The 15049-nt window shown below is 55.6% G+C and carries 19 protein-coding genes and 1 pseudogene; 10 read left to right on the top strand and 10 right to left on the bottom strand.

Annotation, left to right across the window (positions count from 1 at the left end):
• Positions 1-86: 86 nt before the first annotated feature.
• Both AC1RTQ_RS01485 and AC1RTQ_RS01480 read left to right on the top strand, forming a co-directional pair.
• Positions 87-704, top strand: a complete 618-nt coding sequence (locus tag AC1RTQ_RS01485; RefSeq protein WP_492873842.1) for a YdeI/OmpD-associated family protein — start codon at positions 87-89, stop codon at positions 702-704.
• A gap of 179 nt (positions 705-883) precedes the next feature.
• Positions 884-1240: pseudogene (locus tag AC1RTQ_RS01480) on the top strand (IS30 family transposase); the annotation flags it as partial.
• Positions 1241-1314: 74 nt separating this feature from the next.
• Here the strand turns inward: AC1RTQ_RS01480 and AC1RTQ_RS01475 are convergent.
• Positions 1315-1815, bottom strand: a complete 501-nt coding sequence (locus tag AC1RTQ_RS01475) for a winged helix-turn-helix transcriptional regulator (protein ID WP_492873841.1) — start codon at positions 1813-1815, stop codon at positions 1315-1317.
• Between the two features lie 154 nt (positions 1816-1969).
• Between AC1RTQ_RS01475 and AC1RTQ_RS01470 the strand changes: the two genes are divergently transcribed.
• The 5 genes from AC1RTQ_RS01470 (at position 1970) to AC1RTQ_RS01450 (ending at position 5444) form a co-directional block, all read left to right on the top strand.
• The gene (locus tag AC1RTQ_RS01470) at positions 1970-2755 is read left to right on the top strand and encodes an SDR family NAD(P)-dependent oxidoreductase (protein WP_492873839.1); all 786 of its coding nucleotides are present in this window, start codon (positions 1970-1972) and stop codon (positions 2753-2755) included.
• A gap of 27 nt (positions 2756-2782) precedes the next feature.
• Positions 2783-3217 carry a tautomerase family protein gene (locus AC1RTQ_RS01465; protein WP_492873837.1) on the top strand — a complete coding sequence of 145 codons (435 nt, stop codon included), beginning with the start codon at positions 2783-2785 and terminating at the stop codon, positions 3215-3217.
• A 412-nt stretch (positions 3218-3629) separates the two neighbouring features.
• The gene (locus tag AC1RTQ_RS01460; RefSeq protein ID WP_492873836.1) at positions 3630-4283 is read left to right on the top strand and encodes a cytochrome b/b6 domain-containing protein; all 654 of its coding nucleotides are present in this window, start codon (positions 3630-3632) and stop codon (positions 4281-4283) included.
• Positions 4280-5062 (top strand): molybdopterin-dependent oxidoreductase, encoded by a 783-nt coding sequence (locus AC1RTQ_RS01455; RefSeq protein ID WP_492873834.1) that lies wholly within the window; start codon positions 4280-4282, stop codon positions 5060-5062. The genes AC1RTQ_RS01460 and AC1RTQ_RS01455 overlap by 4 nt, the downstream gene beginning before the upstream one ends.
• A gap of 70 nt (positions 5063-5132) precedes the next feature.
• The gene (locus tag AC1RTQ_RS01450; RefSeq protein WP_409814923.1) at positions 5133-5444 is read left to right on the top strand and encodes a hypothetical protein; all 312 of its coding nucleotides are present in this window, start codon (positions 5133-5135) and stop codon (positions 5442-5444) included.
• A gap of 132 nt (positions 5445-5576) precedes the next feature.
• Here AC1RTQ_RS01450 and AC1RTQ_RS01445 read toward each other — a convergent pair whose 3' ends face one another.
• Positions 5577-6257, bottom strand: a complete 681-nt coding sequence (locus tag AC1RTQ_RS01445; RefSeq protein ID WP_492873832.1) for a phosphoribosyltransferase — start codon at positions 6255-6257, stop codon at positions 5577-5579.
• 386 nt (positions 6258-6643) lie between these two features.
• Here AC1RTQ_RS01445 and AC1RTQ_RS01440 point away from each other — a divergent pair, with 386 nt between their 5' ends.
• Positions 6644-7012, top strand: a complete 369-nt coding sequence (locus AC1RTQ_RS01440) for a hypothetical protein (protein WP_492873831.1) — start codon at positions 6644-6646, stop codon at positions 7010-7012.
• A gap of 649 nt (positions 7013-7661) precedes the next feature.
• On the opposite strand, the gene AC1RTQ_RS01435 is transcribed toward AC1RTQ_RS01440, so the two are convergent.
• Positions 7662-7868, bottom strand: coding sequence for a hypothetical protein (locus AC1RTQ_RS01435; protein ID WP_492873829.1), 207 nt, complete (start codon positions 7866-7868; stop codon positions 7662-7664).
• 1443 nt (positions 7869-9311) lie between these two features.
• Here AC1RTQ_RS01435 and AC1RTQ_RS01430 point away from each other — a divergent pair.
• Together AC1RTQ_RS01430 and AC1RTQ_RS01425 are read left to right on the top strand one after the other, a co-directional pair.
• Complete coding sequence (locus AC1RTQ_RS01430) at positions 9312-10505, top strand: GmrSD restriction endonuclease domain-containing protein (protein WP_492873827.1); 1194 nt, start codon at positions 9312-9314, stop codon at positions 10503-10505.
• Positions 10502-11269: an MAE_28990/MAE_18760 family HEPN-like nuclease gene (locus tag AC1RTQ_RS01425; protein WP_492873826.1), complete on the top strand. Its 768-nt coding sequence runs from the start codon at positions 10502-10504 to the stop codon at positions 11267-11269. Before AC1RTQ_RS01430 ends, AC1RTQ_RS01425 begins: the two co-directional genes overlap by 4 nt.
• Here AC1RTQ_RS01425 and AC1RTQ_RS01420 read toward each other — a convergent pair.
• The 7 genes from AC1RTQ_RS01420 to AC1RTQ_RS01390 form a co-directional block, all read right to left on the bottom strand.
• Positions 11206-12318, bottom strand: a complete 1113-nt coding sequence (locus AC1RTQ_RS01420; protein WP_492873825.1) for a DNA cytosine methyltransferase — start codon at positions 12316-12318, stop codon at positions 11206-11208. The two genes, AC1RTQ_RS01425 and AC1RTQ_RS01420, sit on opposite strands and share 64 nt — an antisense overlap.
• A gap of 123 nt (positions 12319-12441) precedes the next feature.
• Entirely contained in the window at positions 12442-13581 is a 1140-nt protein-coding gene (locus tag AC1RTQ_RS01415) for a tyrosine-type recombinase/integrase (RefSeq protein WP_492873823.1), read from the bottom strand.
• Positions 13566-13802: a hypothetical protein gene (locus AC1RTQ_RS01410; RefSeq protein ID WP_492873822.1), complete on the bottom strand. Its 237-nt coding sequence runs from the start codon at positions 13800-13802 to the stop codon at positions 13566-13568. Before AC1RTQ_RS01410 ends, AC1RTQ_RS01415 begins: the two co-directional genes overlap by 16 nt.
• Before the next feature lie 16 nt (positions 13803-13818).
• Complete coding sequence (locus tag AC1RTQ_RS01405) at positions 13819-14337, bottom strand: DUF4406 domain-containing protein (protein ID WP_492873821.1); 519 nt, start codon at positions 14335-14337, stop codon at positions 13819-13821.
• On the bottom strand, positions 14334-14588 hold the full coding sequence (locus tag AC1RTQ_RS01400) for a hypothetical protein (RefSeq protein ID WP_492873819.1): 255 nt from the start codon (positions 14586-14588) through the stop codon (positions 14334-14336). The genes AC1RTQ_RS01405 and AC1RTQ_RS01400 overlap by 4 nt, the downstream gene beginning before the upstream one ends.
• Positions 14589-14591: 3 nt before the next feature.
• On the bottom strand, positions 14592-14792 hold the full coding sequence (locus tag AC1RTQ_RS01395; RefSeq protein WP_492873818.1) for a hypothetical protein: 201 nt from the start codon (positions 14790-14792) through the stop codon (positions 14592-14594).
• 26 nt (positions 14793-14818) lie between these two features.
• Positions 14819-15046: a hypothetical protein gene (locus tag AC1RTQ_RS01390; protein WP_492873817.1), complete on the bottom strand. Its 228-nt coding sequence runs from the start codon at positions 15044-15046 to the stop codon at positions 14819-14821.
• Positions 15047-15049 lie beyond the last annotated feature (3 nt).

Raw genomic sequence — 15049 nt, 5'->3', positions numbered from 1 at the left:
TTAAACTTGTCTTTCCCTGCCATCAATCAGGCTCCTGTCTCTATGCCACGAGCCGCGCTGATGCTCATGTCGCATAGGTCCAGGTGATGCCTACCGTCAAATCCAGCATCCCGCTCGAACTTGCTCCAACCCTGTTCAAGAGCGCCAAAGCCTTCGAGGTCTGGCTGAAGAAGAATCACGCGACTTCCGATGGCCTCTGGCTCAAGATCGCCAAGCGAGGCTCCAACGAGACAAGTGTCACCTACCCCGAAGCGGTGGAGATTGCGCTGTGTTGGGGCTGGATCGATGGACAGAAGAAAAGTCTTGACGATCAACACTATCTTCAGCGCTTTACGCCGAGGCGCGCGCGCAGTGTCTGGTCGAGAATCAATGTCAACAAGGTACAGGCACTCATTGACGCGGGCCGCATGCAGGCCCCGGGTGAGGCTCAGGTAGCGGCAGCCAAGGCTGACGGGCGCTGGGCGCGGGCCTACGACGGTGCGCGTACGTCCACGGTGCCTGAGGATCTGCAGGCTGCACTGGAGGCCGAGCCGGCGGCCAAGACTTTCTTTGCCAGCATCAATGCCTCCAATCGCTACGCGATACTGTGGCGTATCCAGACGGCTGCGAGAGCCGAGACGCGCGCCAGGCGCATCGCTCAGTTGGTGGGAATGCTTGCTCGCGGCGAAACCATCCATCTCTTCAGGCCCCGTGCCAAGGCTTGATTGCGAAGTTCGCACGCGTATGGGCATTATTTGCATTGAGCGGCCCGTGTTCCTGTTGCTGTCTGGTTGCCTGCGGCGAAAAGCATGACTCATATACCAGCGCCAGAGAAGGGCGGGTCGATATTCACGCTGACGAGGGAACGGGTTGGGTGACGGGTGGGGAGATGAAGCCTGGGGGCAAAGACTCGCAGACAGTCGTCAACGCGCTCATTAAGCATGCTCGCAAACTGCCGCAGGAACTCTCAAAGTCGCTAACCTGGGACAGGGGCACCGAGACGCATGCCCATAAGCAATTCACCTTGGCCACGGACATCCAAGTCTACTTTTGCGACCCACAAAGCCCATGGCAGCGGGAAAGTAACGAGAACATGAATGGGTTGCTCAGGCAGTACATGTCCAAGGGCATGAACCTATCGGGGCTGTCCCTGCATCAACTCAACGCGATAGCGAGACAATTAAACGAGAGGCCGCGCAAGACGCTCGGCTTCCATACACCCGCTGAGATGTTCAGCGCATGTGTTGCATTGACCGGTTGAATCCACAGCCAAAACCAGACATTGCTCGGTTAGGCAGCAGCGCAACTCCTGCCTTTGTCACGAGTTCGATGAGACTATGTTGGTGAGCCAGCGTTTCGTTCTAAACGCCATTTCACCCGCTCATCAGCCCCTGGGCCTGCAATCACAGTGATGTCGCGGGCCTCTACAGGCTTACCTAGTTGACTGTCGATCACTGCAAGTTTCACAGGGTGGCCAGTTTGCTTGTTCACAAATTGCAGAGGCGGACCCGCCAAGTTGCCCATGTTCCAGTGGTCACCCACTTGAACGAATGCCTGCATTACCAAGCTGATGTCCTGACCACGTTCTGTAAGAACATACTCGTAGCGGTCAGGTTTGGATTGATATTTCCTGCGTTCAATCAGACCGGCAGCTTCCAGAGATCTCAGGCGATCTGACAAGGTCGCATTGGTCACGCCCGTCGATTGCTTTAAATCGTCATAGCGGGCGAGTCCTAGCAGGAGGTCTCGCATGATCAGCACCCCCCAGCGATCGCCTAAAGCGCCCATCACATCGGCGACTGAGCATGTCATTCCCTCAAACCCTTTAGCTCGCATTGCTCACTCCAATTCTCTAGATATGGACCCAACGCGATCCGCAAGAAGGCATTGATTGTAGATCTTCTGCTTGCATAACTCTAGTTATTGGAGTTAGCATGAAGTTACTCTAATAATTAGAGTGAATGTTTCGCAACATATCTGGAGATCGATCGTGGAAAAGAATTTGGGAACTGCCATAGTCACCGGTGCCTCCTCAGGCATTGGTGCTGTCTACGCGGACCGGCTTGCCGCACGTGGCTATGACCTAGTGCTCATTGCGCGTCGACGTGAGCGGCTGGAAAAGCTGGCCGTTGCATTGCGCATAAAACACCGTCGGCATATCGAGGTTGTGCAAGCAGATCTCGCAAATGAAGCAGATCTGCTTCGCGTCGAAGCATTGGTCTCTGATGCTGCTGACGTAAGTTTTCTGATCAACTGCGCTGGCTCGGGAGCCTTGGGTATGGCTGCTCAGGTTCCCACAAGCGCGGTCGCCGCTATGCTGAAGGTGAATGTGATCGCGCTGACACGTCTGTCGATGGCTGCAGCCAAGCGTTTCGCTGCCGCCAAGAGCGGCAGCATCATCAACATTGGGTCCATCCTGGCGTTGATGCCTGCTCCAGGTGCGAGCAGCTACAGCGGCTCCAAAGCCTATGTACTCAATTTTTCACGTGCATTGCAAAGCGAACTTCAAAACAGCGGGGTCAGAGTTCAAGCGGTGATGCCGGGGCCCATTCGCTCCGAGTTCTTCGGAGACACACCTGCCCCGTTTCCAGATCAACTTTTCATGAGTCCCGAAACACTGGTTGATACGGCTTTGGCGGCTTATGACCAGGGCGAGGTGGTGACTTTCCCCAATTTGGGCAGCATGGATTCATGGAATGCGTTCGAGCAGGCTCGCTCCGTCATGGTCCACGGTGTCACTCAAAGTGGCGCTTCCGCAGAACGCTATAGCCACTGAGCTTGTTCAATTCACTGAAAGTTCACTATGCCCCTCTGGAAAATTTACCATCCCGCAAAAGCGTTCTCAGAAGAAGACAAGCAATCTATTGCACAGCGCATCACTGGCATGTATGAAAGCTTTCTCCCACGCTTCTATGTCAATGTGTTCTTCCACGAACTATCCAAGTCCAGCTTCTATATTGGAGGCGAGCCCACAGATGATTTCGTTAGAGTGACCATCGCGCATCTAGCCCGCTCAATGAAAGATGCAGAGGCTCAACAAAGATTTCTTCAAGGCTGCGCCAAGATCTTGGAGCCGTTTGTCGCTGCACGTGGACTTCGCTGGGAGCTACATGTCGATGAAACGCCGTTTGAGTTGTGGACTGTCAATGGCCTGAAACCTCCATTGCCCAACACCCCAGAAGAGCAGCGTTGGAGGAAGGAAAACCGTGCTATTGCCTATGGCTCAGAGGCTTCTTAGAGGAACCTGGATAAGGGATGTTGGCTAACAACATTAGTTTGCCAACCTTATTTCTGCAAAGTGGCGTCAGTGCGGTACGCCACTGTCACCTCCATAGAATCAGCAAAAAGTGATGCAAACGCAGATTGCAGATCCAGTGGCCTGCGATTCTGGTTGGACTTCTCCAGGTGCAAGGTGCTGTTGCATGGGATTGGACTCCAGGCTCACCTGCTACTCAATTCCGGGGGGGACGTCGGCCGCACATTGCAGCCGTTCAGTGCTGCCCAACAGCGTTGCTGACACGACCCTCGACTCTTAAACCTCTCCCTGCATAGTTGGCCGATCCAGGCCTTCAACCTCTGTTACTAAAGTATCACGATTTATTGAGCTTTCCGTGAGGACTTTGAGACTCGGTGCGCTGAACAATGCACTTATGCCATCCCTCACACATCAACCACCCAAACGCAGTGCCACTCTGCAGCCGCTGTGGCTACGCATCACCCACTGGCTAAATGCCGTGGCTGTGCTGATCATGGTGATGAGTGGTTGGCGCATCTATAACGCTTCGCCTATTTTTGACTTCACCTTCCCAAACGGCATCACCTTGGGTGGCTGGCTGGGCGGTGCGCTGCAATGGCACTTCGCAGGTATGTGGCTGTTTGTGCTCAACGGGCTCGCTTATCTATTGCTGAACTTGATCACCGGCAGGTTTGGACGTCGCATGCTGCCAGTCTCTCCACGGGGCATATTGCGGGACGCTTGGCTCGCACTGACGGCTCGCCTGTCCCATGCGGATCTAGGTCATTACAACCAGGTCCAGCGTGCTGCCTACCTCTTTGCCGTCGCGGACCTGATCTTGCTGGTGCTCAGCGGCCTTGTTATCTGGAAGTCGGTGCAATTTCCGCTACTGCGTGAGCTTATGGGTGGCTACGACATGGCCCGGCGCATTCATTTCTTCTGCATGACGGCCATCGTCTGCTTTGTTGCCGTACACCTCCTGATGGTCGTACTGGTTCCACGCTCACTGCTGGTCATGCTGCTGGGGCGCGCGACATTCCGCAGCACCGACAAAGAGAGCTCATCATGAACACATCTATCTGGCACAGGGACAATGCCGAAGCCGTCGTTGCGGAAGCTCGCAATCTGATCAAAAAGCAACTGCCGCAAGCATCGCGCAGGCAGTTTCTGGCGCGTGGGCTCACCCTGGGCGGCTTGGGCTTGCTCAGTGGGTGCCGCATCGACGACAGCCCCACTGCCGAAGCAGCGTTGACGCGTATCTCGCATTTCAACGATCGGGTGCAGGGGTGGTTGTTCGACTCCTCACGCCTTGCTCCCACTTACCCCGACTCCATGATCACCCGGCCGTTTCCCTTCAATGCTTTCTACGACGAAAGCAAGGTGCCAGAGGTCGATGCGTCCAGCTTTCTTTTGGAGGTTACGGGCCTTGTGGCCAACAAGCGTCGCTGGACACTGGATGAGCTGCGTGCCTTGCCGCAGTACGCGCAGGTTACGCGCCACATCTGTGTGGAAGGCTGGAGCGCCATCGGTAAATGGGGTGGACCACGTTTTGGCGACTTTCTACGCGCCGTGGGGGCAGACCTCAGCGCTCGCTATGTGGGCTTTCAATGTGCCGACGACTACTACACCAGCATTGACATGGCGACGGCCTTGCATCCGCAGACACTGCTCGCACTCGACTGGGATGGGCAGCCTCTGCCACCCAAGTACGGCTTCCCAATGAAGCTGCGCATGCCTACCAAGCTTGGCTACAAGAATCCTAAACACATACAGGCCATCTTCGTGAGCAATACCTTCAACCGAGGCTACTGGGAAGACCAGGGCTACAACTGGTTCGGTGGCAGCTGACGACGTTTTCCTCTCCGATCTCCACCGCGGCGTATGCCGTCTATTTCACCTGAGCCAAGAAAGTACCATCATGAAACACGCATTCACCACCACCGCGCTCTCCATGTGTCTGGCACTGAGCGCTACTTCGGTTTTTGCCGCCGATGCTATGAGCAAAGATTCCATGGGCAAAGATCAAATGGCGATGGAGAAGCCTGGCATGGGCAAGGACTCCAAGCACAAAGATGCCATGGGCATGGACAAAGGAATGGGCAAAGGCGCGATGAGCAAGAGCGACAAGTCCGCCATGGATCACATGGGTAAGGACAAGATGTCCAAGGGGGCCATGGACAAGGAAGGGATGTCGAAAGACTCCATGTCTAAGGACGGGATGAGCAAATAATCAATATCGGGTGGCGAGCCCTGTCTTCGTGCTCGTCACTCGAGCGTCTGCTTCTGGCCGATCTGCGAATTTCGCAACTCGTTTTGAGTGCCGTTTTTGACGCGCTACGGCCTGTCGCCTGTCGCCTGCCGTTCAGGGAGGGGCGCCTGCTTGTCGCGTTTCCCTCCGCCAAGCAAGGCGAAGCAGCGTTTTCACCTCTTTATCCGTGGTCTGTGCGAAATCTCGGTAGTACTGACCAACGGACTGGAAGGGCTTCGGGGTGAGCTGACAGATCAGTTGATCGACAAGAGGGCGCAGCATCGCCAGTGTCTCAACGGGGGCGACCGGCACGGCGACAACGATGCGCGCCGGTGCCTGCTGGCGCACCGCCACAATCGCCGCACGCATGGTGGCACCCGTCGCTATCCCGTCATCGACCAGTATCACCCGTTGCCCGACCATGATTGGCGCAGGACGTTTGCCTCTATAGACTTGGTCTCGTCGCTGCAACTCCAGGGTTTCCTCGTGAATTGCTGCGTCGATGGCCACTGGGGAGATGTGCAGGTCACGGATGGCGCCATCGTTAAACACCTGTACGCCGCCACTGGCAATGGCTCCCATCGCCACCTCTTTGTGACCGGGTATGCCCAGCTTGCGCACTAGGATCAAATCCAGCCGCAGGGCCAGCGCATTGGCAACTTCATAGGCGACAGGAACACCGCCCCGCGGCAAGGCAAGCACTAGCACATCGGCTTGCTCACGAAACTCTCTCAAAGTCGCAGCCAGGGTTTGACCAGCCTCTGCCCGGTCACGAAACGGAATATCCCACTTCATGTCTCTGGCTCCTCACCGTTCAAAACGTTGAACTACTCCTGATTTTCGCGCTTTGGGTGGAAGCTTGGTTGACAACTAGAGGCTGATCCAGACTCTGCCCTCAACTCCGAGGCGCGCCACGACGCCCACGCCGCGCCCGCCCGCTTCGTGGGGCGCAAATTACTACCGAGTCGGCCCACCGCTAAGCCGCGCCAATGCACGCAATGCATGGCATTGGGGTGGCGTTTTGTATTACGGGAACTTACGAAGTTTTAAGGACAAGCTGTGCATCCGCCGCAGTGCTTGCGACGACATCCAGCCTGCGGGCCTTGGGTTTGAGGATTGCATGCACACAGGCTGCGCTTACTTTTGCGTTCTGAGCTGCGGCGGGCTATGACAAGGAAAAGATGATGCGGCTGCTGGAGTCAAAGCGGGCCATCCATCTGACCTCGAATGATTGCTACCACCGCCTGCGGGAGCTGAGAGAGCACATCGGCGGCAAGCGCACCTTCATGCGCAGCAACGCCAACATGTACGAGAGCCGGGATCAGGTGGAGTCCATGCTTGACATGACAGAGCTGCGACTGTCATTGCCTTTTGACAGAGGCTTCAAGGACTCCTTCGGGAGTCCTTTTTTTGTTGAGGCGGTCAAGGGCCAAGAGCAGCAAAAGATCCAGCAGATCTATGCGGCTGCAGGCTTACGCTTGTGTCGCTTCTTCTTCGGTGCTGGTGGCTTTGCATGCAATGCGGCCTGGAACTCGGGACTCTGCAAATGAGCTGCCATCATTTGATGCCCTTCGTACGCACACTTGGCAAACTCCCATATGTTGCGTAGGTGGGTGTCGAAAAGCTGGTGTGTTTCGTTGAGATATGCCAGTGAAGCCTCGCAGCCTTCAGAAGTCTGCAAGTCGAAGTTTCCAAGAAAGTGATGTACGAGCTGGTTTCGACGCTCAAGCACGATTGACAGGTCTTGCGAAAGGCTTGCGTGATATTCGGAGGGCACCTGAACGTTGAATCGAAATGTCAGGTGTCCTTTGGACTCTGCTTTGTCGAGCTCACGGGTATCCTCTGCAGAACCTTCAATCCTCAAGTATTTGGCAAGTAGCTCTTCTTTGAGCCAGCCAAGCGTGGATCCGTTCACCGTCTCTTCGCGAGCGTGGGCGTCTGCTTTCACATTTTCCGGAGCCACGGAAACGAAGCGACCTACCACGAGACCCTTGAGCATTAGTTCTAGGTGCTGGCACCGCAGAAGTGCACGGCCCAGCAAGCAGTGAATGTCTGTTAGTAAAGATTCGCTCTGTGGGTCGTGGCTCATTGAGCTAAGCGCCGATTTTCTGTGGATTTGTGACTTCGCTTGCCCGCTGTGGCCGACGGCTCGACACACAGCGGATGTTGAGTAGCTATTTTCTCGGAAGAGCGTCAAGTCTACTTCTTGCCACCCCCGGCTGGTGCATTGCTACGGCCACCGCCCGAAACGTTGCCTGTGGTGCTTGGCCAGCCACCGGCCTTGCCCTGGCCACGGCCGCCGCTGGAGCCGGAGCTGCCTCCTTTGCTGCCGCCACCTTGAGACCCGCCCCCACCTTGTGAGCCGCCGCTGCGACCGCCACCACCGCTCATGCCACCTTTGTTCATCGCTGTCTCCTAGCCGGTTTGAGTAGGCGACGCGTCACTATCCGGCTTTCGTAGCGCGTCGTAGAGAACGATGAACCGTATCAAGCTGCCTTGCTGTCGAAGATGTTAAGCGAGGTGAATCTGTTCCCACGTTCCCACTGAGAATTTGGCTGTTCCCACTGCGAGTGGGAACACTTTTATTGAATGAATTCAAAGGCTTGTAAACGTTATTTGCGTTTGTTCCCGCGTTCCCACTAAAAAAGATTCATATCCCGAGGAAAGTTGCATGAGTGCATGCAGTTGCCGCGCCTGTTCAACGAGTTTTGACCGAACGAATGCAGTTTGAGCGGTGGCCCCGGAGGGGGCTGGGCAAGGCCTTCTGTGCGCTGCAACGGGTGGCAGTGAGGCAGGCATGGCACCAGAGAAGACAGTGCTTGGGCAGCCTTCTGGAGCCGATAGGGGCCAGCATGGCTGTGGTCACGGCCTGCAGGGCATGCCCAAAAGCATTTCTCTATGACGCGGATGCCCCGAGCCGCATGTGCCCGCTGTTCTGCGGCTCTCTATAGGGGGTTGTGTTGTACGACCGGCCACGGGTCCTTCCCGCATAGCTTGGAAGCGGGTAATTCGAGCCGCATGTGCCCGCTGTTCTACGGCCCTCTATAGGGGGTTGTGTAGTAAGACCGGCCACGGGTCCTTCCTGCATGGCTTGGAAGCGGGTAATTCGAGCCGCGTTGTCGGACTGTTCAGCGGGTTGCTAAGGGGGGTTAAGTGAAGATCTGAACTCTACGAATCAGCAGAGTTGTGCAGTCGTAAGTTTTGAGATGGCAACCGCAGGGGGTTAAGTGAACCTGGCCTGTGGGGGTATCTGGCCCGGATCCTTGGGGGTACATCGGCAGGATCTGGGGGCACAAATGAAATGTGCCCCCAATTTTTGAAAGCATGCCCCCAAATGTGCCCCCACATATGCGTGGATGCCATTGGACTCTGATGGACTTCAGTGGAAAGAAAAAGGCCGTTTTCAGAGGAGAAATAAAAAAGTCCGGAAGCCTTTGGAAGCTACCGGACTAGAAAATGGTCCCCGACAGGAATCGAACCCGTTTTATGTAAGGTTCGGTGGTTTTCTGTCTGCCTTCACTCCGTGGAGTCAAAGGCGAACTTTGATGAAGTTCAGTTTTTTGGGGCCGCATGTCCCACCTCATGTCCCATTTGTATGGCACGGTCTAAGCAAGGCATTTGACGCTGATCGAAGCAGACTGAGTAGTAGGCCGCTACCTTTTGACAGGCCTCTTGGTGTCAAGTGCGTCCCATAGTCAAGTTGCTCAGGAGGCCTGCTATTTGGCTGTAGGCACCCAAGCGGGTAACATCTGGCAACATTGATGTGCTATCAAGGTTTTGAGGCTCCCTCGACCTATGCAAACTTAGATAGCCTAGATAACTATTATTTTGATTTATCAAGGGACAGGCATGCCGGATAACGCACAGCTACAGCTGGTCGATGGCGACAGGGCGAACATTGTCGACGGGCAGATTGAAGAGCTACAGAAGATCACTGACTACGAGATCAAGGAGTGGCCAATCGGCGTGTTGGTTGAAAAATTCACTAATGGTCGCGAGACAGATGAGTCGGAAATATTCATTCCAGACTATCAGCGCGAGATGGTTTGGTCAGCGAAGCAGCAGTCGCGCTTCATTGAGTCAATTCTCATAAAGTTACCTGTGCCGTTCATCTTCGCTGCTGATGTAGGGCAAGGAGATCGCGAAGGTGCCCTTGAGATCATCGACGGATCCCAACGTATCAGAACTTTGGACAACTTCCTCTCAAACAGGCTGCAGTTGGTTGATTTGCAAAAGCTCACGGCAGCGATTGGCATGCGATTTTCGGATCTCAGCAAGCCACGGCAAATGCGATTCACGCGAACCACTATTCGTGTCATTGAGCTGACTGAGAAGGCGGATGAGGACGCTCGTCGTGAAATGTTTGATCGCCTGAACTCCGGCGGGACCAAGCTGACGGGCATGGAGGTCCGCCGAGGCGTGGTCGACGGTCCATATATGGCATTTATCACTGAATGTGCTGCCATTGCGGATTTTAAAGCCCTTGTCCCGTTGAGCGATAGAAACGCTAAGCGCAAGGAATATGAGGAATTTGCGCTACGGTATTTTGCGTACTTGAACAATTACCTAGCATTCCAAAAGAGTGTAGATACCTTTTTAACTGACTACTTAAAGGATAAGAACAAGAGCTTCAATGATGCAGAAAAGCAGGGAATGCTTGATGAATTCCTGCGTATGTTGAACTTTGTTTCTCAGTATTTCCCTAATGGCTTCAAACGCGTTGGCTACAACACTGTGCCTCGCATTCGTTTCGAGGCCATTGCAGTTGGTGTCTCGCTTGCACTTCGCGAAAATCCTGACCTTGTCCCCAGTGAGGTACTTAAATGGCTAGACAGTAAGGAATTTATCAAGCATACCCGCTCTGATGCCAGCAACTCCAGGCCGAAGCTCATCAACCGCATTCACTATGTGCGCGATAACCTATTGGGCAATAAATTCGAGGAAGATCCGGAGACTGGGGAGGTTGAAGCTAGTGCGAACGCCGATGCTCCACCGGACGAACCTGATGAGGAAGGCACGGTACAACAGGGACTTTTCTCATGAGCCGCGTGCCATTGACTGAAGCACTTTTAGATGAGCGCAGTATTGAAATTACCACCTACTTGGCGTTTCTGAAGGTTGCTATTGAACGGCGCGCTGAACTAAGAGCGAAGGACGGTGCACTCATTTTTCCGCTGTCCCATGAGCTTACTCACACGCTCAAGGCAAATCTCGTTTTGCTTCTGTATAGCACTGCAGAGGCAACGTTGATCCAGTTATTGGATGAGATTCATGACGTTATTGGAAATAACTGCTCCAGTGTCGATGCTCTCAACGGGGACCTACTAAAAGTTGTCTTAAAGACGATCAAGAAGGACAAGAGTACAACGGTACTCGCCTCTGCTGCTCCATTACATCAGAGCTTGTTCACTTACTGGATTGCAGACTGGCAAAGCCGCACAAATGCCAAAGATAAACGGGTCGATGGCATCTCCGGAAGCGTGGATGGCCTCGTCTTCTATGAACAGCTTAGAAAGTTTGGCGTATTGGCTCAAACGCAAAACGATAGGCCACCTAGTCACCTGACAAGCCCTGCTCTGCAGGCAGTCAAATCTAAGAGAAATCTCCTAGCTCACGGCGAAAAAAGCTTCACAGACCTTGGTCGAGACCTGTCGGTCGACTCCTTGGAGTCAGATTACGACGCAGTGTTTCAGACACTGCGTAACATTGCCACGGAGGTCAATCAATACCTTGTGGGTCAGCGTTACTTGGCTGAGCCGCCAGTCGCCCCCGAAGTCTTGCCCGAAGCAGCAGCTACTGATGCTTGAAGGGACTTTGCGACCGCTTCTCCAAGCTTCGGTGGGACGGCATTTCCGATCAGCCTCGCAACAGTCTTGATGGTTGCCTTTTCGCCTTCCCGAATAAATTGATAGGACTCCGGGAAGGACTGAAAAATGGCTGCTTCGCGCAGAGATATGCCTCGATGCTGCTCGGGGTGTCCAAAGCGGCCGTTACCAAATCCATTGCACAAGGTCGTCATAGTAGGTGCAGGCTTGTCCCACTCCATGCGACCGTAGACACCTGCGGAGTGCTTGCCACTTTCGCGTTGATGGCAAGCAGCCACTAGATGGTCTGGCCAGTCGCGCCAAGTACCTCCGGGCTTGCTTGCTCGAATGCGTGCACGGTTTAGTTCTGAAAGAGTCGATGCGATATGCAGTGGGTCGCTTTTGCATGCTTGACCATCTTTGAGTCTCTTCAGATGTCCAACGGCTTGACGCACTGTCACCCAATTTCCGGACCCTTTATGGGTTGGTTCAGGTACAGATACAGGACCCACTCGGGAGGCTACCAGCACTAGCCGTTTTCGCTGTTGGGGAGCTCCGTAGTCAGCCGCATTCACCACTGCGTAAGCCACCTGATAGCCGCCTCTTTTCAAGGCTCGCAGAAAGTCCTTGAAAGGTTGTGCCTTCTGAAGCCGTGGAACGTTTTCCATGGTAACAAGGTCCGGTTGACTCTCATCCACGAGGCGAGCGAATTCCCGAAGCAAACGCCACTTGGCTTTATCGACCGTGGCTGTGTTAGCGTAGCTAGAGAACGGCTGGCAAGGTGCGCATCCAGCTAACAAGCGTACGGCACCTGGCGACCACAGTGCATTCAGTTCCTGGCCACTTATTGAGGTGACGTCGCGCAGCAGGAATTTTGCGTCTTCATGGTTTGCTTCATATGGGTACTCGCAGGCGGGGTCTACGTCGATCCCGGCAACCACGCGAATCCCTTGAGCAGCAAGCCCGCATGAGAGGCCTCCGACACCGCAAAAAAGATCAATCCCCTCAATAGAAGTGGCATTGATTAGGTTAGAACTCAATTTGACTGACATAGCTAAATATGATTTTCGCATCTTCGCATATCACTTGGGTTTGGCTGACGATTGGGGCGCTGCCGCCGCAATAAGCTGGTCACCCACTGGCGCGAGATGCAGTTACAGATACACCCTTCCAGTTCAGCAAGGCTGGTGTGGATGAGCCCCCTGAGTTAGATAGGAGTCAAGTTTTCTTTTCTCAGCTCCTTGGTCTGCACCTTCAATCCATCGGCTGTACACGCGGAAAAACATCTCTATGGAGTGCCCCATCTGCATGGCCACCCAGCCCGGTGTGATGCCTGCCATCAGGCACATGGTTGCGAATGTGTGGCGGGTCTGGCGGGCATCGCGGTAGCGCAGGCCCAGCGCGCTGACGGTAGGGCGCCACCATGCATCCAGTGGAATGTCAGTGGATCCAAAAGGCTTGCCCTGCTCAGTCTCAAACACATAGACGGCATTCTTGTGGCTGCTCGCTTTTTGAAGGCGCAATGCCTCCAGGGCATTGGCAGTGAGCTCCACCGTGCGGGTGTTGCCGGTCTTGGTTCCTTTTTCCTCGCCGCGCGTCCTGGCGGCATCGACCAGCATTTTCCCGGCCTTGAGGTCAACCTTGCTCCACTGCATCGCAATCTGCTCGGACGGCCGCATGCCCGAGAAGAAAGCCAGCTCGAAATAGTTGCGAGCCTGACCGGCAGGCATGGACTGGATGATCTGATTGACCTCATGCAGCGGAAACGGGTCCGGCCCTGGCTTCTGATGGCGGCGCATCTGCACATGGTCATGCAACGGCTCTGCCACGAGCTTGGCCTTGAACCCGTATTCCAGCACCTGGCGCAACACGGTGGCCACGTTGTTGAAGGTCTTGCCATTGGACGGGAAGTCCGCCAGCAGCTTCATCAACGCGCGGTAGTCCAGGCTGGCCAGCCGCATTTCCATCAGCTCGTTGTAGTGGTAGCTGGTCAAGGTCTGCTCATAGTGGTGGAAAGTGCTGTGCTGCACTTGCGGCTTTTTCACACGCAGCCACTCACCGGCCAACTGCTTGAAGGTGAGGGACTGCGCATCCTTGACGGCGCGCGGCGAGTCCGGGAAGTAGTCCGCCAGGGCAAATGCCCCGCGCTCGATCTTGGCCAGTATCTCCAGTCGCAGTCGGGCCGCGTACTGGATATTTGCTGGCGTAGGCGCCAAGTCCAGGCGCTCGCGCCCGAAGCCCTGAGCGCGCAGGTCGATCTGCAGGTGTGACTCCCGAACAATCACCCCTGTGGTTTTGGCTACTGCTCTTGGCATGTTTTTGCCTTCTTGCGGCCTCGGTTGCTGCGCACGCTGGGCGTCTTGTCGACCAACGCATAGAACCCGTTCATGTTGATGAGCTTGCGGCCTCCAAACCATTTCCAGACCGGACCTTCTGGCCAGATGCCGGAAAGCCCTGTGCGTTCGTGGAAAAAGGATTCCGGCAGCCCTGTTTCAAAGCCGGCTTTCTCGATGGTGACCCAAGTAGATTGATTCATGATTTTTCTCCAGTGCTCAGGCTGTGGCCTTGTTCGTGCTGTTGATGTGGATGCTGATGGCGGCCTCGATCACCTCCAGGCCCAGGGACTGGGCAATGCTGTATTCCAGGCGGGCGCCCTTGCTGTTTTCCCAGCCGGGCAGCAGGTAGATGGCCTCGCAGCTCACCAGTTGCCACAGGGCCATGCGCATGTATCCGCGCCAGGAGCCGCAGGGCGGGGCGGGGTTCTCTGCTGGGTTCTCCACATGCCAGCCGCGCGCACGCAGCTCGGCAGCCTTGTCGTTGAAGGTCGGATAGTTCAGCTCAGGCAGGCCACTCATGGGCCCGGACAGATAGACACGCTTTGCACCCTGGCGGGCCTGCATGACTTCCAGCATGGAGAAGATGCAACGCAGGTCTTGCTTGCCCAGCAGAATCTGGCCCATGTGGCGCACCCTGTCTGCGATGTAGTGGCGCGCAAAGGCCCAGCCCATGGCGCCACCGCCAAGCAGTGCCAGCTTGAGGACGATCAGTCGAATAAGGTTCACCGTGTTCATTGCTCAGTCCTCCAGACGCCGGGCGCTTCTGCTGCGGTAGCCGCAGCCTGCGTGGACCGCATACCGTCCAGAACGACCCATGCGGTGTGCAGTTCCTGCTCGTGGTTCATCAGCGCGCGGCCGTGTTGGCTCTGCCATTCGCTGGCTGGCAAGTGCTCAACCTTATTCGTGGCTTCGCGCAGGTCGGCGTTTAGGCGGCCGATCACTACTTGCAGCGCTTCGGAAAATTGCTGTGTGCCACTCATATTCATGGTTCAGCCCTCCACGCGCTCAACACGCAGCACGCCCTGGCCGCTGGCCACATGAGCATTGACTTTGGCCTGGGTGGGATTGCCTGCCTTGATGCGGATGGTGGGTAGCAGGCCCGCGTCGGCCAACGCCTCCACGTTGCCGGCCGTGTTGGCAGGGATGAGGATGGCGCGATAGCTATGCAGAGCGGTGATGTTCTGGTCCATGGTGTTACCTCCTGATGTGGGTTGGGTTAGACGGCGTGCTTGAAAAGTGGGACAACCTGGGCGGTCGGCTCCAGCTCCAGCGCTTGCTGGGCCTGGGCGAACTCGGTGGCAGCGGCTTCGCGCTGGGCTTTGGCTTGCTCGCGGCGGATGGCGGCAAAGCGCTTGGCCAAGTCGGTGCTCTCGGCGCGCGTGTACTTGAAGCCAGCGGCCGGATTGACGGCTGCGCGGCTGGGTTCGGTGCGTTTTGCGTGCATGGC

This window comes from Comamonas sp. GW821-FHT11H03 (assembly GCF_058807955.1).
The sequence above is the reverse complement of the archived record's forward strand: the minus strand, read 5'-3'. Positions and strand labels throughout refer to the sequence as shown.